The organism is Serratia sp. CY33525 (assembly GCF_052169115.1).
In the GTDB taxonomy this organism is placed as follows: Bacteria; Pseudomonadota; Gammaproteobacteria; order Enterobacterales; family Enterobacteriaceae; genus Serratia; species Serratia sarumanii.
In genome coordinates this window covers 25,619-49,881 of sequence record NZ_JBJNLK010000010.1, presented here as the reverse complement: position 1 = coordinate 49,881, position 24,263 = coordinate 25,619, and the positions used below count along the sequence as shown (strand labels likewise).

The following is a 24,263-nucleotide window of genomic DNA, read 5'->3' as shown; positions in this document are numbered from 1 at the left end:
AGCGACTGGCGCCGGGGTGGTGAGAACGTATGAAGATCCTGACCGGGCGCGTGCTGCAAAACGGCTTGATGGCGGTGTTTTTACTGGCGCTGCTGCTGGCCGCGATTCGGCTGTGGCCGCATCCGCCCCTGTGGCAGGGGCTGCCGCAGTCTTCCGTCTATTACGACAGGCACGGCGCGCTGCTGCGCATCACCCTGGCCAATGACGACCGCTACCGGCTGTGGACGCCGCTGGAGCAGGTGTCGCCGTTGGCGGTGCGCGGGCTGCTGCTGCACGAAGACCGCTGGTTCTACTACAACCCCGGTTTTAACCCCGTCAGCCTGATGCGCGGCTTCTGGCGCAGCTATGTCGCCGGCGGCAAAATGCAGGGCGGATCGACCATCAGCATGCAGCTGGCGCGCATGCGCTGGCATCTCAACACCCGCACGCCTGGCGGCAAGCTGCTACAGGTGCTGCGCGCGGTGCAGCTGGAACTGAGCTACTCCAAGCGCGATATCCTGGAAGCCTACCTGAATTACGCCCCTTACGGCCGCAACATCGAAAGCATCGGCGCCGCCAGCCTGATCTATTTCGCCAAGTCGCCGAAGGATTTGACCCTGCCGGAGGCGCTGACGCTGGCGGTGCTGCCGCAGTCGCCCAGCTACCGTCTGGAGCCGAAAACCGGCGTGCTCGGCGCCGCGTTGACCCAGGCGCGCAACCGTCTGTTCCAGCGCTGGCAGCGGGTTTACCCCACCGACGCCAGCCAGCAAACGCTGTTCCGCCTGCCGCTGGCGCTGCGCCAGCCCGAACAAGTGCCCTATATCGCGCCGCACTTTATCGAACAGCTGCGCCAGCAGACGCAGCAACTGGTGCAGCGCGATACCCGCGTCGACACCACGCTGGACGCCGGGTTGCAGCGGCTGGTTGAGCGGCAGGTCAATGCCTTTATTGCCCGCAACCGCAGCCGCGGCATCCAAAACGCCGCGGTGCTGCTGGTGGACAGCCGCGATATGGGGGTGCGCGCGCTGGTGGGATCGGCGGACTATTACAACCGTCCGATTCAGGGGCAGGTGAACGGCACCAACGCCAAGCGCTCGCCGGGTTCGACGCTCAAACCGTTCATCTACGCGCTGGGCATGGAGCAGGGCGTGCTGCATCCGATGACCATCCTGAAGGACGTGCCTTCGTCGTTCGGCGCCTATGCGCCGGAAAATTTCGACCGGCGCTTTCTCGGCCCGGTGACCGCCACCGACGCGCTGAATTTCAGCCGCAACATCCCGGCGGTGTATGTCGCCTCGCAGCTGCGCCAGCCGACCTTTTATCAGTTTTTGCGCCTGACCGGCGTCGCCAATATGGCCAACGAAAGCCACTACGGGCTGTCGCTGGTGCTGGGCGGCGGCGAGGTGACGGCGCAGGAATTGGCGAAGCTGTATGCGTTGCTGGCGAACCGCGGCGAGCTGCGGCCGCTTCGTATGCAGCTGAACGAGGCCGAATCGACGCCGGTGCGGCTGCTGAGCGAGGAGGCCAGTTTCATCACGCTGGATATGCTGCGCCAGCACCGGCGGCCGGGCGATACGCTGGCGCAGCGTTCTTCTTCGTTGCCGGTGTACTGGAAGACCGGCACTTCCTGGGGCTTTCGCGACGCCTGGAGCGTCGGGATTTTCGGCCCTTACGTGCTGGTGGTGTGGGAAGGCAACTTCGACGGGCGCGGCAACAATGCGTTGGTCGGCGCCGAGGCGGCCGTGCCGCTGTTCTTCAACATCATCGACAGCGTCAATGCCAGCTACCCCGGCCTGCGGGAACCGAAGCACCCGTTCCCCCAACGGCTGCGGCGGGTGGATATTTGCCTCGCCAGCGGCGATCTGCCGACGCCGTGGTGCCAGCAGAAGGGCAAGACCTGGTTTATTCCCGGCAAGTCGCCGATCAAGGTCGACAGCGTCTATCGGCCGGTAGTGCTGGATATTCACAGCGGCGAGGTCGTCTGCCCGCCGTATGACGCGGCGCAGACCCGCACCGAAATCTTTGAGTTCTGGCCTTCCGATTTGGCCAACGTGTTCGCCCAGGCCGGGCTGCCGAAGCGGGCGCCGCCGGTCAACCGCTGCAAGGACAACGGCGTCGCCGTCGGCGGCAACGCGCCGCGCATCACTTCGCCGCTGAAAAACACCACCTATACCCTGCGCCAGTCGCAGCAGGGGCGAGATAAGATCGCCTTCAACGCGGTGACGGACGCCGACAGTAAAACGGTGTACTGGTTCGTCGACGATATCTATCTCGGCAGCAGCGCCAGCAAAAAGCCGATCGACTGGCGGCCGATCAACAACGGACGCTACCGCATTCGGGCGGTGGACGATCGCGGCCGCGCCGATACGCGCCTGGTGACCATCGAATGGGTGAACTAGCGCTGAGCCGCACGCCTGTTATACTCGCGCCCGAAACGGCTATTTACCTGGGAAAGCGATGTGATTGAGATTTTGTATCAGGATGAACACCTGGTGGCGGTGAACAAGCCGTCGGGCTGGTTGGTGCACCGCAGTTGGCTGGACCGTCATGAAACTCGTTTTATGATGCAGACGGTGCGCGATCAGCTCGGGCAGCACGTCTTTACCGTGCACCGTCTCGATCGCCCGACTTCCGGCGTGCTGCTGATGGCGCTCTCCAGCGAGGTGGCGCGTCTGCTGTCGCAGCAGTTCGAGCAGCATCAGGTGCAGAAAACCTACCATGCGGTGGTGCGCGGTTACGTGCAGGAGGGGGCGACCCTCGATTACCCGCTGACGGCGGAGCTGGACAAAATCGCCGATAAACATGCCGATGCCGATAAGGGGCCGCAGCCGGCGGTGACGCACTACCGGCCGCTGGCGCAGGTAGAGATGCCGGTGGCCGTCGGCCGCTACGACAGCGCGCGGTACAGCCTGGTGGAGCTGCAGCCGGAAACCGGCCGCAAGCACCAGCTGCGGCGCCACATGGCGCATCTTCGCCATCCGATCATCGGCGACAGCAAACACGGCGATCTGCGGCAGAACCGTGGTATGGCGCAGCATTTCGGCTGCCCGCGCCTGATGCTGCACGCCAGTCATCTGCAGCTGACGCACCCGGTGACCGGCGAGCCGCTGCGGGTGACGGCGCGCTGGGACGAAGACTGGCAAGGGGTGATGGCGCAGTTCGGCTGGGCGGGGGTATTCCCTGAACTTGCCGGGGTTGAGTTTAGCGCGGCTAACGGTCAGGATAGCTGACAATTTTTAAAGGTAATGAAGGGAGTAGGAGCCATGGCTCAGGTTGGTATCTTCGTAGGAACGGTCTACGGCAATTCGCTGCTGGTGGCGGAAGAGGCGCAAAACATCCTCAGCGAGCAGGGCCATGAGGTCAAACTGTTCGAAGAGGGCACGCTGGAGGCCTGGCAGTTTTATCGTCAGCACTACGCGCTGGTGATCACCTCTACTACCGGGCAGGGCGATCTGCCGGACAGCATCGCGCCGCTGTTCCACGCCATTCGCGATCAGGTTGGCTATCAGCCGGAACTGCGCTATGGGCTGATCGCCCTCGGCGACAGCAGCTATGACAATTTCTGCGGCGCCGGGCGCGCGTTCGACGCGCTGCTGCAAGAGCAGGGCGCCACCCGTGTGAGCGAAGTGCTGGAGATCGATGCGATGGAACAGCCGGAGCCGGAAGTGGCCGCCTGCCCGTGGGTCGAGCAGTGGGGCACGCTGCTGCAATCGTAAAGTAAAAAGGCGCCGCGAAAGGGCGCCTTGGCGATGATGCGGGTCAACCGATCCGCATTATTTGCCGCGGGTGAGTTTTTCCAGATCGGATTCGATCTCGGCAATCTTGTGCGACACCACGCCTTCGAGATGGCGCAGGTCGTCGAGGATTTTACGCTTCAGATCCACTTCCACCTGATCGCGTTGGCACAGCTGATCCAGTTCGTCGATCACGTAACGCAGGTTCGGGTTGATCTCGTGAATTTCCTTGTAGCCCTGGCCGGCGTTGTCCGCCACCACGGTTTTACGCTGGCGCGGGTACTTGAACTTCACGCTTTTCGCGAAGAACTCGCCCTTGTCCTTGCGGAAATAGATCTTGAGGATGTCGTTGTTGGCCTCTTGACGCAGGCTGTAGCGATCGACGTCTTCCGGTTGATTGATGCCCAAACTCTTCAAGTTATCGTACATACTGCGCCCTCTTTAGATGTGATCGTTATATTCCACGACTGCGATTATGGCGGAAAGCGAGGTCTGCGACTGTGACTGCCAGCGAAACGCAGACAAAAAAATAGCGGGTGAATCACCCGCTATTTCAATTTAGTCGATAGTGCGCAATAACTCATTAATGCCGACTTTACCGCGCGTTTTGGCGTCGACTTTCTTGACGATCACCGCGCAGTACAGGCTGTAGGAACCGTCTTTCGACGGCAGGTTGCCGGAAACCACCACCGAACCCGCCGGCACGCGGCCGTAATGGATTTCGCCGGTCTCGCGGTCATAGATACGGGTGCTCTGGCCGAGGTACACGCCCATCGAAATCACCGAGCCTTCTTCCACGATCACGCCTTCCACCACTTCGGAGCGCGCGCCGATGAAGCAGTTGTCTTCGATGATGGTCGGGTTGGCCTGCAGCGGCTCCAGCACGCCGCCGATGCCGACGCCGCCGGACAGGTGAACGTTTTTGCCGATCTGCGCGCAAGAACCGACGGTGGCCCAGGTGTCGACCATGGTGCCTTCGTCGACGTAGGCGCCGATGTTAACGTAAGACGGCATCAGCACGGTGTTGCGCGCGATGAACGCGCCCTGGCGCACGGTGGCCGGCGGCACGACGCGGAAACCTTCCTTCTGGAAGCGCGCTTCGTCGTAGTCGGCGAACTTCATCGGCACCTTGTCGTAGTAGCGGGTTTCCGCGCCGTCCATCACCTTGTTGTCGTTGATGCGGAAAGAGAGCAGCACGGCTTTCTTCAGCCACTGATGGGTGACCCATTGACCGTCGATCTTCTCGGCGACGCGCAGGGCGCCGCTGTCCAGCAGGCCGATCACCTGGTTTACCGCTTCGCGCGTTACGGTGTCTACGTTCGCCGGGGTGATGTCCGCACGGCGCTCGAAGGCGCTTTCAATAACGTTCTGTAATTGCTGCATGCTGTTCTCTTTCCTGATGTTGTCGGTAAAAAGTTACTTGTATCACATTTTATCGTTTGGGGTGAGGGCCTCTGTCAACCGTTGCTCCAACTTTCTGCGCGTTTCCTGGTCGAGCGCGCGCCGCTCGCCGTCGGCCAGGATAAACAAGTCCTCGACCCGCTCGCCGATGGTGGAAATGCGCGCGCCGTGCAGCGACAGCCCCAGGTCGGCGAACACTTCGCCCACCCGCGCCAGCAGGCCGGGCTGGTCGAGTGCGGTCAGCTCCAGGTAGCTGCGACGGTCGGTATGGGTCGGCAGGAAAGTGACCTCGGTCGGCACGCTGAAGTGACGCAGCTTGGAAGAGGGCCGGCGCACGCGCGGCGGCTGATACTCCCGCTGGGTGATGGCCTGCAGCAGCGCCTGGCGGATCGCCGCGTGGCGATCCTGCGCCAGCGGGCTGCCGTCCGGCTCCAGCACGATAAAGGTGTCCATCGCCATGCCGTCGCGGTTGGTGAAGATCTGCGCGTCATGCACGCTCAGATTGCGGCGATCCATCTCCCCGGCGACGGCGGCGAACAGGTAGGGGCGATCCGGGCTCCAGATAAAGATCTCGGTGCCGCCGCGCGTCGCCTGGCGGCTGACCAGCACCAGTGGCTGGGTGGAATCGTGGGCCAGCAGGTGGCGGGCGTGCCAGGCCAGCTGATTCGGCGAGTGGCGCAGGAAATAGTCGGCTCGGCAGCGGCTCCAGATGCGGTGCAGCGCCTCTTCGTCGATGTTGTCCATGCGCAGCAGCGCCAGCGCCTGCAGGCGGTGATGGCGCACGCGTTCGCGCAGATCCGGGCTGTTTTGCATGCCGCGGCGCAGCTGCTTCTCGGTGGCGAAATACAGCTCGCGCAGCAGGCTCTGTTTCCAGCTGTTCCACAGGGTTTCGTTGGTGGCGCAGATGTCGGCCACCGTCAGGCATACCAGATAGCGCAGGCGGGTTTCGCTCTGCACTTCGCTGCTGAAGTGCTGGATCACCGTCGGATCCTGGATATCGCGGCGCTGCGCGGTGACCGACATCAGCAGGTGGCAGCGCACCAGCCAGGCCACCAGCTGGGTTTCACGCGAGTTGAGGCCGTGAAGTTCGGCGAACTCCACCACGTCTTCCGCGCCGAGGATCGAGTGATCGCCGCCGCGCCCTTTGGCGATATCGTGGAACAACGCCGCCAGCAGCAGCAGTTCCGGGTGCGGCAGGCGCGGATACAGCTCCACGCACAGCGGATGGCGCGGCCGAGTCTGGTCGTCGGCGAAACTCTCCAGCTTCTGCAGCACGCGGATGGTGTGTTCATCGACGGTATAGGCGTGGAACAGGTCGAACTGCATCTGCCCGACGATCTTGCCCCACTGCGGCATATAGGCCCACAGCACGCTGTGACGGTGCATCGGCACCAGCGCGCGCGACACCGCGCCGGGATGGCGCAGGATGGCCATAAACAGATCGCGCGCTTCCGGAATGGTGCACAGCGGCTGCTTCAGGTGGCGGCGCGCGTGACGCAGTTGGCGCACGGTGGTGGAATAAATGCCCTTGATCTCGCGGTTGCGCACCATCAGGTAGAACATGCGCATGATGGCCTGCGGCTCACGAATAAACAGCGTTTCGTCGCGCAGGTCGATCAGATCGCCGCGCAGCTGGAAATCGTCGTTCAGCGGGCGCGGCTTCTCGGTGGCGTCCAGCGCCAGAATGGCCTCGTCGAACAGCTGCAGCAGCATGTGGTTCAGTTCGCTGACGCGCCGCGTCATGCGGTAGAAGTCTTTCATCATGCGCTCGACCGGCTCGTTGCCTTCGCCTTCATAGCGCAGCAGCTGCGCCACGCTGAGCTGGCGATCGAACAACAGGCGGTTGTCGTAACGCGGCAGCACCAGGTGCAGTGCAAAGCGGATGCGCCACAGGAAGCTCTGGCACTCGTTCAGCTCGTTGCGCTCGGCCTGGGTGAGGAAACCGAAGCCGACCATTTCGTCCAGCGAAGTGGCGCCGAAGTGGCGCCGCGCCACCCACAGCAGCGTGTGAATATCGCGCAGGCCGCCGGGGCTGCTTTTGATATCCGGCTCCAGGTTATAGCTGGTGCCGTGGTAGCGCTGATGGCGCTCCTGCTGCTCGTTGATCTTGGCGTGGAAAAACTGCGGCGAAGGCCAGAAGCCGTCGCTGAAGATATGTTTTTGCATCTGCAGGAACAGCGCGACGTCGCCGCAGATCATACGCGATTCGATCAGGTTGGTGGCCACGGTCAGATCCGCCAACCCTTCCAGCAGGCACTCTTCCAGAGTGCGCACGCTATGGCCCACTTCCAGCTTGAGATCCCACAGCAGGGTGATGAATTCGCCGACCCGCTGCGACTGCTGTTCCGTCAGCCGGCGCTGGCTGAGCACCAGCACGTCGATGTCCGACAGCGGGTGCAGTTCGCCGCGGCCGTAGCCGCCGACCGCCACCAGCGCCGTTTCCGGGATATCTTCGAAGCCGTAGAACGTCCACAGCCGGCGCAGCAGGCGATCGATAAAGTCGCTGCGCGCCGCCACCAGGCTTTCGGCGCTGGAGCCGGCGTCGAACGCCGCCGCCAGCCACAGCTGGAACTGCTCCAGCCGCTGTTTCAGCATCGGGCAGGTGAGCTCTTCGTCGCCGTAGGTGCTGGGGGAGGCGGGCGGCATCGGCACGGCCGGGGCCGCTTGTTGAAGGAGATTGTCAGACATAGTGCGCAGCCCATAAAAAAGGCCGACAAAAGCCGGCCTGGTGATATTCTGCACGCGGCGTGCGCCGCGGTGCTTACATCTCGTGCGTAATGATGTTGGGGATGGTGTCATCCTTGCGCAACGTCATTATCTCGCAGCCGTTATCAGTGACCACAATAGTATGCTCATACTGCGCCGACAAGCTGCGATCTTTGGTTTTTACCGTCCAGCCGTCTTTCATGGTGCGGATGCGGTAGTCGCCGGCGTTGACCATCGGTTCGATGGTGAAGGCCATGCCCGCCTGCAGCACCACGCCGCCGTCGTCGGCATCATAGTGCAGCACCTGCGGCTCTTCGTGGAACACTTCGCCGATGCCGTGGCCGCAGTACTCGCGCACCACGGAGAATTTCTCGGCCTCGACGAATTGCTGGATAGCCTTGCCCAGGGTGCGCAGGCGGATGCCCGGCTTGACCATCTTCAGCGCCAGATACAGGCTTTCCTGAGTGACGCGGCACAGGCGCTCGCCCAGAATGGTCGGTTTGCCGACGATGAACATCTTTGAGGTGTCGCCGTGGAAGCCGTCTTTAATCACGGTCACGTCGATATTGACGATGTCGCCGTCTTTCAGCGTTTTGTCGTCGCTCGGGATGCCGTGGCACACCACTTCGTTCACCGAGATGCACACGGATTTCGGGAAGCCGTGATAGCCGAGGCAGGCGGAAATAGCCTGCTGCTCGTTGGTGATGTACTCGTGACAGATACGGTCCAGCTCGCCGGTGGTCACGCCAGGTTTGACGTGCGGCTCGATGATTTCCAGCACTTCGGCGGCCAGGCGGCCGGCCACGCGCATTTTTTGGATGTCATCAGGTGTTTTAATTGAGATTGCCATGAAATTCGTCCGCAGGTGTCGTTATCGTCGACAATAAGAAGCAGTGACTTATGGTATCAGCCCGGCCGGGGGCTGCCAAATTTCATTTCCCGATGCCCGGCGCAAAGCAACAAAAGTTGGTGTCGGCGGCGGGTTTATGGTATAAAGCGCGCCGGCGATCCGCGACTTGGTTCTTGTGACCTGGCAGGAATTGGCCGAAAATACTTTAACTGCACTCATTTTGTGTAAATAACACACACGTATCGGCACATCCGCCGGGGTGCCCTGAGGTGACTTGTCGCCGCCAGGGTCGGCGTTATGGGATACGTGGAGGCATAACCCCAATTAATCTATAGAGGTTTAATCATGGCAACTGTTTCCATGCGCGACATGCTCAAGGCTGGTGTTCACTTCGGTCACCAGACCCGTTACTGGAACCCGAAAATGAAGCCTTTCATCTTCGGCGCTCGTAACAAGGTTCACATCATCAACCTGGAGCAGACCGTACCAATGTTCAACGCCGCTCTGGCTGAACTGAGCAAGATCTCTTCCCGTAAAGGCAAGATCCTGTTCGTAGGTACCAAGCGCGCAGCAAGCGAAGCGGTAAAAGACGCTGCTAACAGCTGTGACCAGTTCTTCGTGAACCACCGCTGGTTGGGCGGCATGCTGACTAACTGGAAAACCGTTCGTCAGTCCATCAAGCGTTTGAAAGATCTGGAAATCCAGTCTCAAGACGGCACCCTGGACAAGCTGACCAAGAAAGAAGCGCTGATGCGCACTCGTGAACTGGCCAAGCTGGAAAACTCCCTGGGCGGTATCAAAGATATGGGCGGTCTGCCAGACGCACTGTTCGTTATCGATGCCGATCACGAGCACATCGCGATCAAAGAAGCCAACAACCTGGGTATCCCGGTATTCTCTATCGTTGATACCAACTCCAACCCAGACGGCGTTGACTTCATCATCCCTGGTAACGACGACGCAATCCGTGCAGTAAACCTGTACCTGACTGCCGTTGCTGCCGCTGTGCGTGAAGGTCGTTCTCAAGATCTGGCCGTTCAGGCGGAAGAAGGCTTCGTAGAAGCTGAATAATAAGGCAAGCTCGTCACTGAGCCCTTATTAACCAGGTATTGACATATGTTGGTTAGGGGGGCCTGTTAAGGCCCCCTTTGCTTATCTGAATGAGAACTGTCTCCACGCGAGATAACCGAGGAAAAATAAATGGCTGATATTACCGCTGCCCTGGTAAAAGAACTGCGCGAGCGTACCGGCGCTGGCATGATGGATTGCAAGAAGGCGCTGGTTGAATCCAACGGCGACATCGAACTGGCAATCGAAAACATGCGTAAGTCCGGTGCGATCAAAGCCGCTAAAAAAGCAGGCAACGTAGCTGCTGACGGCGTGATCAAAACCAAGATCGAAGGCAACTACGGCATCATTCTGGAAGTTAACTGCCAGACTGACTTCGTAGCGAAAGACGCCGGTTTCCAGGCGTTCGCCGACAAAGTGCTGGATGCGGCCATGGCCGGCAAAATCACTGACGTTGACGTGCTGAAAGCACAGTTCGAAGAAGAGCGCGTAGCGCTGGTGGCAAAAATCGGCGAAAACATCAACATTCGTCGCGTTGCTTCCCTGGAAGGCGAAGTGCTGGGCAGCTACCTGCATGGCGCGCGTATCGGCGTTCTGGTTGCGGCTAAAGGCGCTGACGAAGAGCTGGTTAAGCAAATCGCAATGCACATTGCGGCAAGCAAGCCAGAGTTCGTTAAGCCGGAAGACGTGTCTGCTGAAGTGGTAGAAAAAGAGTACCAGGTTCAGCTGGACATCGCCATGCAGTCCGGCAAGCCGAAAGAAATCGCAGAGAAAATGGTTGAAGGCCGCATGAAGAAATTCACCGGCGAAGTTTCTCTGACCGGTCAGCCTTTCGTTATTGATCCGAGCAAATCCGTTGCTCAGGTGCTGAAAGAGCACAACGCTGACGTGACCAACTTCATTCGCTTCGAAGTGGGCGAAGGCATCGAGAAAGTCGAAACCGACTTCGCTGCTGAAGTTGCCGCGATGAGCAAACAGTCTTAATGACTGTCGATGGAACCGCCGTCTGGCGGTTCCATACTATCCAGCCAGAATTACACCGGTGGCAGGCCCTGCAGCGTGATGCTCACCTCAGGCGCGTTTCATCGGCTGAAATCCCCAATACTAATACTGCTTCTTAGGACAGAACACCATGGCAACCAATGCAAAACCCGTATATCAGCGTATTCTGCTTAAACTGAGTGGCGAAGCCCTGCAAGGTGCAGAAGGTTTTGGTATCGACGCCAGCGTTTTGGATCGCATGGCTCAGGAAGTGAAAGAGCTGGTCGAACTGGGAATTCAGGTCGGTGTAGTTATTGGCGGCGGGAACCTGTTCCGCGGCGCGGGCCTGGCGCAAGCCGGCATGAACCGCGTAGTGGGCGACCACATGGGAATGCTGGCTACCGTGATGAACGGCCTGGCTATGCGTGATGCACTGCACCGTGCCTATGTGAACGCCCGCCTGATGTCGGCGATCCCGCTGAACGGTGTGTGTGACAATTACAGTTGGGCAGAGGCTATCAGCCTGCTGCGCAACAACCGCGTGGTGATCTTCTCCGCCGGTACCGGCAACCCGTTCTTCACCACCGATTCCGCCGCTTGCCTGCGCGGCATCGAGATCGAAGCGGACGTGGTGCTGAAAGCCACCAAAGTGGATGGCGTATACTCCGCCGATCCGGTGAAAAACCCGGATGCGACGCTGTATGAACAATTAACCTATCAGGACGTGCTGGAGCGCGAGCTGAAAGTGATGGATCTGGCGGCGTTTACGCTGGCCCGCGATCACGGTCTGCCGATCCGCGTGTTCAACATGAACAAGCCTGGCGCGCTGCGCCGCGTGGTGATGGGTGAGAACGAAGGTACGCTGATCAGCAAATAAGGCTGTTCACACCCCTTTTTCGGTGCGCGTGACGCCATGCGCCGCGCGCTCTCCGAGTACGATTACGGGCTATACTTGAGTATCGCCTGCCAAGTAACCAGCTTCCAAGGGTTTGCAACGTGACTAATGAAATCAGAAAAGATGCTGATTCACGCATGGAAAAAAGCGTAGAAGCATTCAAAAACCAAATCAGCAAGATCCGCACCGGCCGCGCTTCTCCAAGCATTCTGGACGGCATCATGGTGGAATACTACGGCGCCGCTACGCCGCTGCGCCAGCTGGCCAACGTGACCGTGGAAGACTCCCGCACGCTGAAAATCAACGTGTTCGACCGCAGCCTGAGCCAGGCCGTTGAGAAAGCGATCATGAGCTCCGATCTGGGCCTCAACCCGTCTTCCGCCGGTTCTGACATTCGCGTTCCGCTGCCTCCGCTGACCGAAGAACGCCGTAAGGATCTGATCAAGATCGTGCGCGGCGAAGCCGAGCAGGGCCGCGTAGCGGTGCGTAACGTGCGTCGCGACGCCAACGACAAGGTCAAGGCGCTGCTGAAAGACAAAGAGATCAGCGAAGACGAAGAACGTCGTTCACAAGACGAGATTCAGAAAATGACCGACGCTTACATCAAGCTGGTCGACGCCGCGCTGGCGGAGAAAGAAAAAGAGCTGATGGATTTCTAATCAGCATCGCGCAGAAAAAAGCGTCGCCTGGGCGGCGCTTTGTTTTTTGTGGCGCAGATCCCGTTTCATCGTACTGAAAGATCATGGACAAGCGGTGTCCAAGGTTCCACACTGGAACACCTCCGATCTCATCAGACAGTTATTCAGAGTGAACTCATGAAGCAACTGACCATTCTTGGCTCGACCGGCTCGGTAGGGACCAGCACCCTGGCCGTGGTCAGGGCAAATCCCGACCTTTTTGCGATCAAAGCGCTGGTGGCCGGCCGCAACGTCGCGGTCATGGCGCAGCAATGCATGGAATTTCGGCCCGCCTTCGCCGCGATGGCGGATGAAAGCGCCGCGCGCGAGCTGCGCGCCATTCTGGCGGAAAACGGCGTCGCTACCGAGGTATTGGCCGGGGAGCAAGCGGCCTGCGAACTGGCGGCGTTGGACGACGTCGATCAAGTGACGGCGGCCATCGTCGGCGCCGCGGGGCTGTTGCCGACGCTGGCGGCGATCCGCGCAGGCAAGCAGGTGCTGCTGGCCAACAAAGAGTCGCTGGTCACCTGCGGCCGTCTGTTTATGGATGCGGTGCGGCAAAGCCAGGCGCAGTTGCTGCCGCTCGACAGCGAGCACAACGCGATTTTTCAGAGTTTGCCTGAGAGCATTCAGCGTCAGTTGGGATACTCTTCCCTGGACAGTCATGGTGTTTCGCGCATCGTGCTTACCGGCTCCGGCGGCCCGTTCCGCACCACGCCGCTGGAGCAGTTCGCCGCGATGACCCCGGATCAAGCCTGCGCCCACCCGAACTGGTCGATGGGGCGCAAGATCTCGGTGGATTCCGCCACCATGATGAACAAAGGTCTGGAATACATTGAGGCCCGCTGGCTGTTTAACGCCTCGGCCGAGCAAATGGAAGTGATCCTGCATCCGCAGTCGGTGATTCACTCGATGGTGCGCTATGCCGACGGCAGCGTGCTGGCGCAGCTGGGTACGCCGGATATGCGCACGCCGATCGCCCACGCGATGGCGTATCCGCAGCGCGTGAACTCCGGCGTGGAGGCGCTGGACTTCTGTCGCATCGGTTCGTTGACCTTCGCCGAACCGGAGCACGAGCGTTATCCTTGCCTGTATTTGGCGATTGAAGCGTTCGATGCCGGCCAGGCGGCGACCACTGCGCTGAACGCGGCCAACGAAATCGCCGTGGCGGCATTTTTGCAGCAGCAGATTCGCTTCACCGACATTGCGGCGGTCAACCGCCAGGTGGTGGAGCGCCTCGCGCTGCAGGAACCGACCAGCATCGAAGCGGTCTTAGACATTGACCGCCAGGCGCGCGCCGCCGCCGAGGAGCGCGTTCGCGCGTTGCGCGGTTGAGGACGGCGATTATCCGATTTTGCTCGTAATTCACGCGTGCCGCAGCGGGGCCGTTTGTTCATGCCCCGCTGAGGTGGTATAGTCTGCGCCACCTGTCAGCGGTTATACCGTTGAATTATGGCCTGATTGGCGCCTTGTGCGCCAATGGCGGCCCGGCTGCGCCGGGCATCGCGAGGGCTGGCTGAAAGCCGTGTCGGGCACACGGCTTTTTTTGCGCGTAAGGGCCTGATGTTCCGGAAAGGCAGTTATATTTCTATTGAGGAAATAAGTACGAGTTATGTCGTCCGCAAACCAACAAGAGGCTAATCCATCTTCCCCGGGGCCGCGCCATGTCGCCATTATCATGGACGGTAACGGACGCTGGGCCAAACGTCAGGGCAAGTTACGTGTCTTCGGTCATAAAGCAGGGGTGAAATCGGTTCGCCGCGCGGTCAGTTTTGCCGCCAGCCACCATTTAGATGCGCTCACGCTTTATGCCTTCAGCAGCGAAAACTGGAACCGTCCGGTGCAGGAAGTCTCCGCCCTGATGGAGCTTTTTGTCCGTGCTCTGGATAGTGAAGTAAAAAGCCTGCATAAACATAACGTCAGGCTGCGGGTGATCGGCGATATCAGCCGCTTCAGCTCGCGTTTGCAGGAGCGGATCCGCCGCTCTGAAGCACTGACGGAAAATAACGATGGCCTGACGCTCAATATCGCTGCCAACTACGGTGGCCGTTGGGATATCATTCAGGGAGTAAGGGAACTGGCCGAACGGGTACGGGTGGGGGAGTTGCACCCGGATCAGATCAGCGAGGAATTATTGAACGAGCGGGTTTGCATGAGCGACCTGGCGCCGGTGGATCTGGTTATCCGCACCGGTGGCGAGCATCGCATCAGTAACTTCCTGCTGTGGCAAATCGCCTATGCTGAACTTTACTTTACTGATGTGCTCTGGCCTGATTTCGATGAACTTGTCTTTGAAGGTGCGCTGAATGCATTTGCACAACGTGAGCGCCGCTTCGGGGGAACAACACCTATCGGCGCCGATGCGTCCTAGGGAGAACTTTTGCTGAAGTATCGCCTCATAACTGCTCTGATTTTAATCCCGATCGTTATCGCGGCGCTGTTCCTGTTGCCGCCGCTGGCCTTTGCTCTGGTAACGCTCGTCGTGTGCATGTTAGCAGCCTGGGAGTGGGGCCAACTGGCCGGTTTTACCTCCCGTTCGCAGCGCATCTGGCTGGCGATACTGTGCGGTTTTCTGCTGGCGCTGATGATGCTCAGCGTTCCCGCTTACCATCAATCCGTGCCGCAGATAAGCGGCTCGCTGTGGCTGTCGCTGGCCTGGTGGCTGGCGGCGCTGCTGCTGGTGCTGTTCTACCCCGGCTCGGCCGCCATCTGGCGCAATTCGCGCCCGCTGCGCCTGCTGTTCGGCCTGCTGACCATCGTGCCGTTCTTCTGGGGCATGCTGGCGCTGCGCCAGTTCGGCTACGAGCAAAACCCGTTTACCGGCGCCTGGTGGCTGCTGTACGTGATGCTGCTGGTGTGGGGCGCGGATTCCGGCGCCTATATGTTCGGCAAGCTGTTCGGCAAGCATAAGCTGGCGCCGAAGGTCTCTCCGGGTAAAACCTGGGAAGGGCTGATTGGCGGGCTGCTGACGTCGGCGGTCATTTCCTGGCTGTTCGGCCGCTACGCGCCGCTGAACGTGGTGCCGACCACGCTGTTGGCCTGTTCGGTGATCGCCGCGCTGGCTTCGGTGCTGGGCGATTTGACCGAAAGCATGTTCAAACGCGAAGCGGGCATCAAGGACAGCGGTCACTTGATCCCCGGTCACGGCGGCATACTGGATCGTATCGACAGCCTGACCGCGGCGGTGCCGGTGTTTGCCTGCCTGATGCTGTTGGTGTTTTAATCCGTCGATGACGGAAAGTGAGGGATGATGGTCAGCGTGCTTTGGAACCTGGTGGCGTTTCTGATTGCGCTCGGTATTTTGATCACCGTGCACGAGTTCGGACACTTTTGGGTTGCCCGCCGTTGCGGCGTGCGCGTTGAACGCTTCTCCATCGGCTTCGGCCGGGCGCTGTGGCGCCGCATCGATCGCCAGGGCACCGAGTACGTCATCGCCTTGATTCCGCTCGGCGGCTACGTGAAGATGCTGGACGAGCGCGTGGAGTCGGTGGCGCCGGAAATGCGCCATCAGGCCTTCAACAACAAAACCGTCTGGCAGCGCGCGGCCATCATCAGCGCCGGCCCCATCGCCAACTTCCTGTTTGCTATCCTTGCCTATTGGCTGGTGTTCATCATCGGCGTGCCGAGTTTCCGTCCGGTGATCGGCGAAATCGCGCCGCAATCCATCGCCGCCAAGGCCGAAATTTCGTCTGGCATGGAACTAAAGTCGGTTGACGGTATCGAAACGCCTGATTGGGAGTCAGTTCGTCTGGCGCTGGTGGCGAAGATTGGCGATGCGCAAACCGAAGTCGGCGTCGCGCCGTTCGGCTCTTCGCAGGTGGTGACCAAAACCCTGGATTTGCGCCAGTGGAACTTTGAACCGGACAAGCAGGATCCCGTTGTCGCGTTGGGCATTATGCCGCGCGGCCCGCAGATAGAATCCGTGTTGGCGGAAGTGCAGCCTAACTCGGCGGCGCAAAAGGCGGGTTTACAAGCGGGGGACAGGATCGTTAAAGTCGATGGTCAGCCGTTGGGTCGTTGGCAGACGCTGGTGAAGCGTATCCACGATGGCCCGGGGCAACCGCTGGCTTTGGAGATTGAAAGAAACGGCGCCCCCTTGTCTTTGACGCTGATACCGGATACAAAGCCGGTGGGAAAAGACAAATCGGTGGGGTTTGCAGGCATCATTCCAAAGGTGCTGCCGCTGCCGGACGAGTATAAAACGATTCGCCAGTATGGACCGTTCCCGGCGCTGTATCAGGCCGGCGACAAGACCTGGCAGCTGATGCGGCTGACGGTCAACATGCTGGGCAAATTAATAACCGGTGATGTAAAGCTGAACAACCTGAGTGGCCCGATCTCGATTGCACAGGGAGCAGGGGCGTCAGCCGGAGTCGGGTTCGTGTATTATCTGATGTTCCTGGCGTTGATTAGCGTCAACCTGGGTATCATCAACCTGTTCCCATTACCGGTGTTAGATGGTGGGCATCTCCTCTTCCTGGCGATAGAAAAGCTGAAGGGTGGGCCGGTTTCCGAGCGAGTACAGGACTACAGCTACCGCATAGGTTCGATCGTGCTGGTGTTGTTGATGGGTCTTGCACTTTTCAATGATTTTTCCCGCCTCTAGGGGCGGGGATAGGTTAGGAAGAACGCATAACAACGATGGCGATGAAAAAGTTGCTCATAGCGTCGCTGCTGTTTGGCAGCGCCACCGTATACGGTGCAGACGGGTTCGTAGTGAAAGATATTCATTTCGAAGGCCTGCAGCGAGTCGCCGTCGGTGCGGCGTTACTCAACATGCCGGTTCGCGTCGGCGATACCGTCACTGACGATGACATCAGTAATACCATCCGTGCCTTGTTTGCCACCGGCAACTTCGAGGACGTGCGCGTACTGCGCGATGGTAATACCTTGATCGTGCAGGTGAAGGAACGTCCTACCATCGCCAGCATCACTTTCTCCGGCAACAAGTCGGTGAAGGATGACATGCTCAAGCAGAACCTGGAAGCCTCCGGCGTCCGGGTGGGCGAGGCGCTCGACCGCACCACGATCTCCAGCATTGAAAAAGGGCTGGAAGACTTCTACTACAGCGTCGGTAAATACAGCGCCTCGGTGAAAGCCGTAGTCACGCCGCTGCCGCGCAACCGTGTCGACCTGAAACTGGTGTTCACGGAAGGGGTCTCCGCCAAGATTCAACAAATCAATATCGTCGGCAACCATGCCTTCACCAACGACGAACTGATCTCGCGCTTCCAGCTGCGTGACGAAGTGCCGTGGTGGAACCTGGTTGGCGATCGCAAATACCAGAAGCAGAAACTGGCGGGCGATCTCGAAACCCTGCGCAGCTTCTATCTGGATCGCGGCTATGCCCGCTTCAACATCGATTCTACCCAGGTGAGCCTGACGCCGGATAAAAAAGGCATCTACATCACCATCAACATCACCGAAGGCGATCAGTACAAGCTTTCCGATGTTGTAGTGAACGGCAACCTGGCCGGCCACTCGGCGGAAGTCGCTCAGATCACCAAAATCGAACCGGGCGAGCTGTACAACGGCAGCAAGGTGACCAAAATGGAAGACAACATCAAAACGATGTTGGGCCGTTATGGTTACGCCTACCCGCGCGTCGGCACTCAGCCTGAGATCAACGACGCGGATAAAACCGTCAAACTGCACGTCAACGTCGACGCGGGCAACCGCTTCTACGTGCGTCGCATCAAGTTCGAAGGCAACGACACCAGCAAGGATTCCGTACTGCGTCGCGAAATGCGCCAGATGGAAGGCGCCTGGCTCGGCAACGAGCAGGTCGAGCAGGGCAAGGAGCGTCTGAACCGTCTGGGCTACTTCGAAACGGTTGACGTGGAAACCCAGCGCGTGCCGGGCACCGCCGATCAGGTCGACGTCACCTACAAGGTGAAAGAGCGCAACACCGGTACCTTCAACTTCGGCGTCGGTTACGGCACCGAGAGCGGTGTCAGCTTCCAGGCGGGCGTGCAGCAGGATAACTGGTTGGGTACCGGCTACTCGGTGGGCATCAGCGGCACCAAGAACGACTACCAGACTTATACGGAACTGTCGGTCACCAACCCGTACTTCACCGTTGACGGTGTGAGCCTGGGCGGCCGCATCTTCTACAACGACTTTAAGGCGGATGACGCGGATCTGTCGGACTATACCAACAAGAGTTACGGTATCGACGGCACGCTGGGCTTCCCGATCAACGAAAACAACTCGTTGCGTACCGGCCTGGGCTACGTCCACAACGGCCTGTCGAACATGCAGCCGCAGATCGCCATGTGGCGTTACCTCGACTCGATGGGCGTGGATGCGAACAAGACCGACCGCGCCAGCTACTCGACGGACGACTTTACGTTGAACCTGGGTTGGACCTACAACAACCTGGACCGCGGCTACTTCCCGACGTCGGGTAACCGCACCACGTTGAACGGCAAGGTCACCATTCCGGGCTCGGACAACGAATACTACAAGGTGACGCTGGACAGCGTACAGTACGTGCCGATCAACGACGATCGCACCTGGGTGCTGTTGGGCCGTGGCCGTCTGGGTTACGCGGATGGCTTGGGCGGCAAGGAAATGCCGTTCTACGAGAACTTCTACGCCGGTGGTTCTAGCACCGTGCGTGGCTTCCAGTCCAACACCATTGGTCCGAAGGCGGTGTACTACAATTCCAACTCGTACCAGTGTCAGTTCAACGCCGGCAGCACGACCACGCGTCAGAACATCTGTAGCTCGGATGACGCGGTGGGCGGTAACGCCATGGCGGTCGCCAGCCTGGAGCTGATCACCCCGACGCCGTTCATCAGCGAGAAATACGCCAACTCAGTGCGGACGTCGCTGTTCATCGATGCCGGTACCGTGTGGGATACCAAGTGGAAGAATACCAACGAAACGCTGATGTACGGCGTGCCGGACTACAGCAAGGCCAGCAATATTCGTTCTTCCGCCGGTATCGCGCTGCAGTGGATGTCGCCGCTGGGGCCATTGGTGTTCTCTTACGCCAACCCGATCAAGAAATACGAAGGCGACAAGTCCGAACAGTTCCAGTTTAACATCGGTAAGACCTGGTAACGGGTCTCGCCTCTGGGCATAAAAGTTATTAAGAATCGCAATGGCCAGGCGCCCGCCGGCAGAGGGAGATGATTCTCATTGTTTGGTGGGATAAGTCTGGCAAATTGTGTACTTCAGTGTCATATGACACAAATGGGTGATGGTAAGGAGTTTATAGTGAAAAAGTGGTTGTGTGCCGCAGGCCTCGGTTTAGCAATGGCTGCTTCAGCTGGCGTTCAGGCAGCAGATAAGATCGCTGTCGTTAACGTCTCCAGCATTTTCCAACAGCTGCCGGCCCGCGAAGCGGTCGCTAAACAGCTGGAAAACGAGTTTAAAGGCCGTGCAAGCGAACTCCAGAACATGGAACGTAGCCTGCAGACCAAAATGCAACGTCTGCAGCGTGACGGCGCTACCATGAAAGCCAGCGATCGCAGCAAGTTGGAAAAAGACGTGATGGCGCAGCGCGAGCAGTTCTCTCAGAAAGCCCAGGCTTTCGAGCAGGACAACCGTCGTCGCCAGATGGAAGAGCGTAACAAGATCCTGAGCCGCATTCAGGACGCTGTGAAATCTGTCGCCAGCAAAGGCGGTTATGACGTGGTGATCGACGCCAACGCCGTTGCCTATGCAGACTCTTCCAAAGATATCACTGCTGACGTGCTGAAACAGGTTAAATAACACATGCTTTCAATTCGACTGGCTGATTTAGCGCAGCAGTTGGATGCACAATTGCACGGTGATGGCGATCTCGTCATCACCGGCATTGCTTCTATGCATTCGGCACAGCCTGGCCAAATCACGTTTTTGTCAAACAGCCGCTATCAAGAGCAGCTGTCTTCCTGCCAGGCAAGCGCCGTGGTGCTTACCGAAGCGGATTTACCACACTGCCGTACTGCGGCGCTGGTGGTTAAAAACCCTTACCTGACCTACGCGCGCATGGCGCAGCTGATGGACACCACGCCGGCGCCGGCGCAGGATATTGCGCCAAGCGCAGTTGTCTCGCCTGAAGCGCAACTGGGGCAGAACGTCGCCATTGGGGCGAACGCGGTGATTGAGTCGGGTGCGGTGCTTGGCGATAACGTGGTTATCGGCCCGGGCTGCTTCATCGGCAAACACGCGCGCATCGGCGCGGGAACGCGTCTGTGGGCGAACGTCACGATTTATCATGCGGTTGAAATCGGCCAGCGCTGCCTGATCCAGTCCGGCACCGTGATCGGCGCGGACGGTTTCGGCTATGCGAACGAGCGCGGCGAGTGGATCAAAATCCCTCAGTTGGGCACGGTGATTATCGGCGATCGCGTCGAAATCGGCGCCTGCACCACCATCGACCGCGGCGCTTTGGATAACACCCAAATCGGGAATGGTGTTATCATCGACAACCAATGCCAGATTGCACATAACGTCGTGATTGGCGACAATACCGCCGTCGCCGGCGGTGTGATCATGGCCGGCAGCCTGAAAATCGGCCGCTACTGCCAGATCGGCGGTGCCAGCGTGATCAACGGTCACATGGAAATTGCCGACAAGGTTGTTGTTACCGGAATGGGAATGGTTATGCGACCAATCACCGAACCTGGGGTATACTCTTCGGGCATTCCGTTGCAGCCTAACAAGGTTTGGCGTAAAACCGCTGCGTTGGTGATGAATATCGATGAGATCAGCAAACGCTTGAAAGCTGTCGAACGTAAAGTCGGAAAAGACTAATCATTGCCGCCCGCCTTCGCGGGTACAAAACGAAACGCGTTGGTCGTGAGACCAAAAGCGCAAAGAGATGTTAATTTGCGGCCTGCATGATGATCTCCTTTTGGGGTCAGCGCAGGCCGTGTTGTTGATGCCATCAGTTTTTAGAGACAGGAAGAGTATTTTGACTACTGACACTCATACTCTGGATATTGCAGAAATTTTGGATCTGCTTCCTCACCGTTACCCGTTCTTGCTGGTCGACCGCGTCCTCGAGTTTGAAGAGCACAAATATCTGCGTGCGGTGAAGAACGTATCGGTGAACGAACCGTTTTTCCAGGGCCACTTCCCTGGCAAACCGATTTTCCCAGGCGTATTGATTCTGGAAGCCATGGCGCAGGCCACCGGTATCCTGGCGTTTAAAAGCGTCGGCAAACTGGAGCCGGGCGAGCTGTATTACTTCGCCGGTATCGACGAAGCACGCTTCAAACGCCCTGTGGTGCCAGGCGATCAGATGGTCATGGAAGTCACCTTCGAGAAAACTCGCCGCGGCCTGACTCGCTTCAAAGGCGTGGCGACCGTTGACGGTAAAATTGTCTGCGAAGCAACCATGATGTGTGCCCGCAGCCGGGAGGCTTAATCCGTGATTGACCAAACCGCCTTTATCCATCCTAGCGCGATAGTCGAAGAAGGCGCCGTGATCGGCGCCAACGTGCATATCGGCCCTTTCTGCTACGTCGGCTCCCAGGTGGAAATCGGCGCCGGCACGGTGCTGAAATCCCACGTGGTGGTGAACGGCATTACCAAGATTGGCTGCGATAACCAGATTTATCAGTTCGCTTCCATCGGTGAAGTGAACCAGGATCTGAAATACGCGGGCGAACCGACGCGCGTTGAAGTGGGCGATCGCAACCGCATCCGCGAAAGCGTGACCATTCACCGCGGCACCGCGCAGGGCACCGGCCTGACCAAAGTGGGCAATGACAACCTGCTGATGGTCAACGTGCACGTCGCCCACGACTGCGTGGTCGGCAACGCTTGCGTGCTGGCCAACAACGTCACGCTGGCGGGGCATGTGGAAATCGACGATCACGCCATCATCGGCGGCATGACGGCGATCCACCAGTTCTGCATTATCGGCGCGCATGTGATGGTAGGCGGTTGTTCCGGCGTCGCTCAGGACGTGCCTCCCTTCGTCATCGCTCAGGGTAACCACGCGACGCCGTTCGGCGTCAACGCGGTCGGCCTGAAGCGTCGCGGTTTTGACAAGGATGAAATGCAGGCGATCCGCAACGCCTACAAGATCCTGTATCGCAGCGAGAAAACGCTGGATGAAGCGAAAGCGGAAATCGAAGCCCTGGCCAAAGAACAGCCGGTGGTGCAGCAATACCTCGATTTCTTTACCCGTTCCACCCGCGGTATTATTCGCTGAGTTATGTCGAATCGTCCATTGACTATCGGATTGGTCGCCGGAGAAACCTCCGGTGACATTCTCGGCGCCGGTTTGATCCGCGCGCTCAAGGCGCAGATCCCCGACGCGCATTTTGTTGGCGTCGCCGGCCCGCTGATGCAGGCCGAAGGCTGTGAAGCCTGGTACGAAATGGAAGAGCTCGCGGTAATGGGCGTGGTGGAAGTGCTCGAGCGTTTGCCACGCCTGTTGAAGATCCGCAAGGATCTTACCCGCCGCTTCGGCGAGCTGCGGCCGGACGTGTTTGTCGGCATCGACGCGCCGGACTTCAACATCACGCTGGAAGGCCGCCTCAAGCAGCGCGGCATCCGTACCATTCACTACGTCAGCCCTTCCGTGTGGGCCTGGCGGCAAAAGCGCGTTTTCAAAATTGGCAAAGCCACCGATCTGGTGTTGGCCTTTCTCCCTTTCGAAAAAGCGTTTTACGATCGTTTCAACGTGCCCTGCCGGTTTATCGGTCACACCATGGCGGACGCCATGCCGTTGCAGCCCGATCGGCTGGCGGCGCGCGCTCAGCTTGGCATCGATCCGCAGGCGCGCTGTCTGGCCTTGTTGCCGGGCAGCCGCGGCGCCGAAGTCGAGATGCTGAGCGCCGACTTCCTCAAAACAGCGCAGCTGCTGCGCACGCGTTATCCCGAGCTTGAAGTGGTGGTGCCGCTGGTTAACGCCAAACGGCGCGAGCAGTTTGAGCGCATCAAGGCGGAAGTGGCGCCGGACCTGACCGTACACCTGCTGAACGGCCAGGGGCGCGAGGCGATGATTGCCAGCGACGCGGCGCTGCTGGCGTCCGGCACGGCGGCGCTGGAGTGCATGCTGGCCAAGTGCCCGATGGTGGTGGGCTATCGCATGAAGCCGTTCACTTTCTGGCTGGCGCAGAAGCTGGTGAAAACGCCTTACGTTTCGCTGCCGAATCTGCTGGCGGGGCGCGAGATCGTCACCGAGCTGCTGCAGCATGACTGCGTGCCGGACAAACTGGCTGCCGCCGTGATGCCGCTGCTTGAAGAGAGCCCGCAAACTGAAGCGCTGAAACAGACTTTCCTTACTTTGCACCAAAGCATCCGTTGCGGTGCGGACGAACAGGCCGCTCAGGCTGTGTTGGAGCTGGCGAAAGCATGATTGAACCCTTTATCTATCCCGCTGCCACGCTGATTGCCGGTGTGGACGAAGTGGGCCGCGGCCCGTTGGTTGGCGCGGTGGTTACCGCCGCCGTGATCCTCGATCCGGCGCAGCCGATCGTCGGGCTGGCGGATTCCAAGAAACTCAGTGAAAAACGCCGCCTGGCGTTGTATGACGAAATCGTCGCCAAGGCGCTCTCCTGGAGCCTGGGGCGCGCCGAGCCGGCGGAAATCGACCAGCTGAACATTTTGCACGCCACCATGCTGGCGATGCAGCGCGCGGTGGCCGGGTTGCATATCGCGCCGGACATGGTTTTAATCGACGGTAACCGTTGCCCGAAGCTGCCGATGCGTTCGCAGGCGGTGGTGAAGGGCGACAGCCGCGTGGCGGAGATCAGCGCGGCCTCCATTCTGGCAAAGGTCACGCGCGATCGTGAAATGGCCGAGCTGGACAGCGAGTTCCCGGACTACGGTTTCGCGCAGCATAAAGGCTACCCGACCGCCCTCCACCTGGAGCGGCTGGCCGCGCTGGGTGCCACCGAGCATCACCGCCGCAGCTTCGCGCCGGTGAAAAGGGCGCTGGCGCTGTAGTCTGCGGGCCTGGTTGACCAGGCTCGACGATAGCATTAACCCGGGCTCAGCCTGCTGAGCCCCTTCAATCAGGT

General features: G+C 59.5%; 22 protein-coding genes. 18 read left to right on the top strand and 4 right to left on the bottom strand.

Annotated elements, in window-relative coordinates; genetic code table 11:
• Window positions 1–29: 29 nt before the first annotated feature.
• Genes pbpC through ACJ8IM_RS20965 form a run of 3 tightly spaced genes read left to right on the top strand, consistent with a single transcriptional unit; the run spans window position 30 to window position 3,695 of the window.
• A complete protein-coding gene (gene pbpC / locus ACJ8IM_RS20975; protein ID WP_033654119.1) occupies window positions 30–2,378 on the top strand; it encodes a penicillin-binding protein 1C in 2,349 nt (782 codons plus the stop codon).
• A 60-nt stretch (window positions 2,379–2,438) separates the two neighbouring features.
• Window positions 2,439–3,209, top strand: coding sequence for a tRNA pseudouridine(65) synthase TruC (gene truC, locus ACJ8IM_RS20970; RefSeq protein WP_033654120.1), 771 nt, complete (start codon window positions 2,439–2,441; stop codon window positions 3,207–3,209).
• A gap of 33 nt (window positions 3,210–3,242) precedes the next feature.
• A complete protein-coding gene (locus ACJ8IM_RS20965; RefSeq protein WP_033654121.1) occupies window positions 3,243–3,695 on the top strand; it encodes a flavodoxin in 453 nt (150 codons plus the stop codon).
• 57 nt (window positions 3,696–3,752) lie between these two features.
• On the opposite strand, the gene ACJ8IM_RS20960 is transcribed toward ACJ8IM_RS20965, so the two are convergent.
• From ACJ8IM_RS20960 to map, 4 genes are all read right to left on the bottom strand, one after another.
• Window positions 3,753–4,142, bottom strand: a complete 390-nt coding sequence (locus ACJ8IM_RS20960) for a DUF3461 family protein (RefSeq protein WP_006318690.1) — start codon at window positions 4,140–4,142, stop codon at window positions 3,753–3,755.
• A 129-nt stretch (window positions 4,143–4,271) separates the two neighbouring features.
• Entirely contained in the window at window positions 4,272–5,096 is an 825-nt protein-coding gene (gene dapD / locus ACJ8IM_RS20955; protein WP_004931932.1) for a 2,3,4,5-tetrahydropyridine-2,6-dicarboxylate N-succinyltransferase, read from the bottom strand.
• 42 nt (window positions 5,097–5,138) lie between these two features.
• Window positions 5,139–7,802, bottom strand: a complete 2,664-nt coding sequence (gene glnD / locus ACJ8IM_RS20950; RefSeq protein WP_033654136.1) for a bifunctional uridylyltransferase/uridylyl-removing protein GlnD — start codon at window positions 7,800–7,802, stop codon at window positions 5,139–5,141.
• Between the two features lie 73 nt (window positions 7,803–7,875).
• Window positions 7,876–8,670: a type I methionyl aminopeptidase gene (gene map, locus ACJ8IM_RS20945; protein WP_004931936.1), complete on the bottom strand. Its 795-nt coding sequence runs from the start codon at window positions 8,668–8,670 to the stop codon at window positions 7,876–7,878.
• A 345-nt stretch (window positions 8,671–9,015) separates the two neighbouring features.
• On the opposite strand from map, the gene rpsB reads away from it, so the two are divergent.
• The 15 genes from rpsB (at window position 9,016) to rnhB (ending at window position 24,189) form a co-directional block, all read left to right on the top strand.
• Complete coding sequence (gene rpsB, locus ACJ8IM_RS20940; protein WP_016929891.1) at window positions 9,016–9,741, top strand: 30S ribosomal protein S2; 726 nt, start codon at window positions 9,016–9,018, stop codon at window positions 9,739–9,741.
• Between the two features lie 129 nt (window positions 9,742–9,870).
• The gene (gene tsf, locus ACJ8IM_RS20935) at window positions 9,871–10,722 is read left to right on the top strand and encodes a translation elongation factor Ts (RefSeq protein WP_033654122.1); all 852 of its coding nucleotides are present in this window, start codon (window positions 9,871–9,873) and stop codon (window positions 10,720–10,722) included.
• Between the two features lie 148 nt (window positions 10,723–10,870).
• Window positions 10,871–11,596: a UMP kinase gene (pyrH, locus tag ACJ8IM_RS20930; protein ID WP_004931940.1), complete on the top strand. Its 726-nt coding sequence runs from the start codon at window positions 10,871–10,873 to the stop codon at window positions 11,594–11,596.
• Window positions 11,597–11,715: 119 nt separating this feature from the next.
• Window positions 11,716–12,273 carry a ribosome recycling factor gene (gene frr / locus ACJ8IM_RS20925; RefSeq protein WP_004931943.1) on the top strand — a complete coding sequence of 186 codons (558 nt, stop codon included), beginning with the start codon at window positions 11,716–11,718 and terminating at the stop codon, window positions 12,271–12,273.
• Between the two features lie 156 nt (window positions 12,274–12,429).
• The gene (gene ispC, locus ACJ8IM_RS20920) at window positions 12,430–13,626 is read left to right on the top strand and encodes a 1-deoxy-D-xylulose-5-phosphate reductoisomerase (protein ID WP_101455638.1); all 1,197 of its coding nucleotides are present in this window, start codon (window positions 12,430–12,432) and stop codon (window positions 13,624–13,626) included.
• A 277-nt stretch (window positions 13,627–13,903) separates the two neighbouring features.
• Window positions 13,904–14,662 carry a (2E,6E)-farnesyl-diphosphate-specific ditrans,polycis-undecaprenyl-diphosphate synthase gene (ispU, locus tag ACJ8IM_RS20915; RefSeq protein WP_033635737.1) on the top strand — a complete coding sequence of 253 codons (759 nt, stop codon included), beginning with the start codon at window positions 13,904–13,906 and terminating at the stop codon, window positions 14,660–14,662.
• 9 nt (window positions 14,663–14,671) lie between these two features.
• A complete protein-coding gene (gene cdsA, locus ACJ8IM_RS20910) occupies window positions 14,672–15,514 on the top strand; it encodes a phosphatidate cytidylyltransferase (RefSeq protein ID WP_033644875.1) in 843 nt (280 codons plus the stop codon).
• 27 nt (window positions 15,515–15,541) lie between these two features.
• On the top strand, window positions 15,542–16,897 hold the full coding sequence (gene rseP / locus ACJ8IM_RS20905; RefSeq protein WP_033654137.1) for a sigma E protease regulator RseP: 1,356 nt from the start codon (window positions 15,542–15,544) through the stop codon (window positions 16,895–16,897).
• 35 nt (window positions 16,898–16,932) lie between these two features.
• The gene (bamA, locus tag ACJ8IM_RS20900; RefSeq protein WP_033635736.1) at window positions 16,933–19,359 is read left to right on the top strand and encodes an outer membrane protein assembly factor BamA; all 2,427 of its coding nucleotides are present in this window, start codon (window positions 16,933–16,935) and stop codon (window positions 19,357–19,359) included.
• Window positions 19,360–19,515: 156 nt separating this feature from the next.
• Window positions 19,516–20,013: a molecular chaperone Skp gene (skp, locus tag ACJ8IM_RS20895; protein ID WP_004931958.1), complete on the top strand. Its 498-nt coding sequence runs from the start codon at window positions 19,516–19,518 to the stop codon at window positions 20,011–20,013.
• 3 nt (window positions 20,014–20,016) lie between these two features.
• Window positions 20,017–21,039 carry a UDP-3-O-(3-hydroxymyristoyl)glucosamine N-acyltransferase gene (lpxD, locus tag ACJ8IM_RS20890; RefSeq protein ID WP_033635735.1) on the top strand — a complete coding sequence of 341 codons (1,023 nt, stop codon included), beginning with the start codon at window positions 20,017–20,019 and terminating at the stop codon, window positions 21,037–21,039.
• A gap of 160 nt (window positions 21,040–21,199) precedes the next feature.
• Window positions 21,200–21,655, top strand: a complete 456-nt coding sequence (fabZ, locus tag ACJ8IM_RS20885) for a 3-hydroxyacyl-ACP dehydratase FabZ (RefSeq protein WP_004931962.1) — start codon at window positions 21,200–21,202, stop codon at window positions 21,653–21,655.
• Window positions 21,656–21,658: 3 nt separating this feature from the next.
• Entirely contained in the window at window positions 21,659–22,447 is a 789-nt protein-coding gene (lpxA, locus tag ACJ8IM_RS20880) for an acyl-ACP--UDP-N-acetylglucosamine O-acyltransferase (RefSeq protein ID WP_033654124.1), read from the top strand.
• A gap of 3 nt (window positions 22,448–22,450) precedes the next feature.
• The gene (gene lpxB, locus ACJ8IM_RS20875) at window positions 22,451–23,599 is read left to right on the top strand and encodes a lipid-A-disaccharide synthase (RefSeq protein WP_033654125.1); all 1,149 of its coding nucleotides are present in this window, start codon (window positions 22,451–22,453) and stop codon (window positions 23,597–23,599) included.
• Complete coding sequence (gene rnhB, locus ACJ8IM_RS20870; RefSeq protein ID WP_033654126.1) at window positions 23,596–24,189, top strand: ribonuclease HII; 594 nt, start codon at window positions 23,596–23,598, stop codon at window positions 24,187–24,189. Before lpxB ends, rnhB begins: the two co-directional genes overlap by 4 nt.
• Window positions 24,190–24,263: the final 74 nt, after the last annotated feature.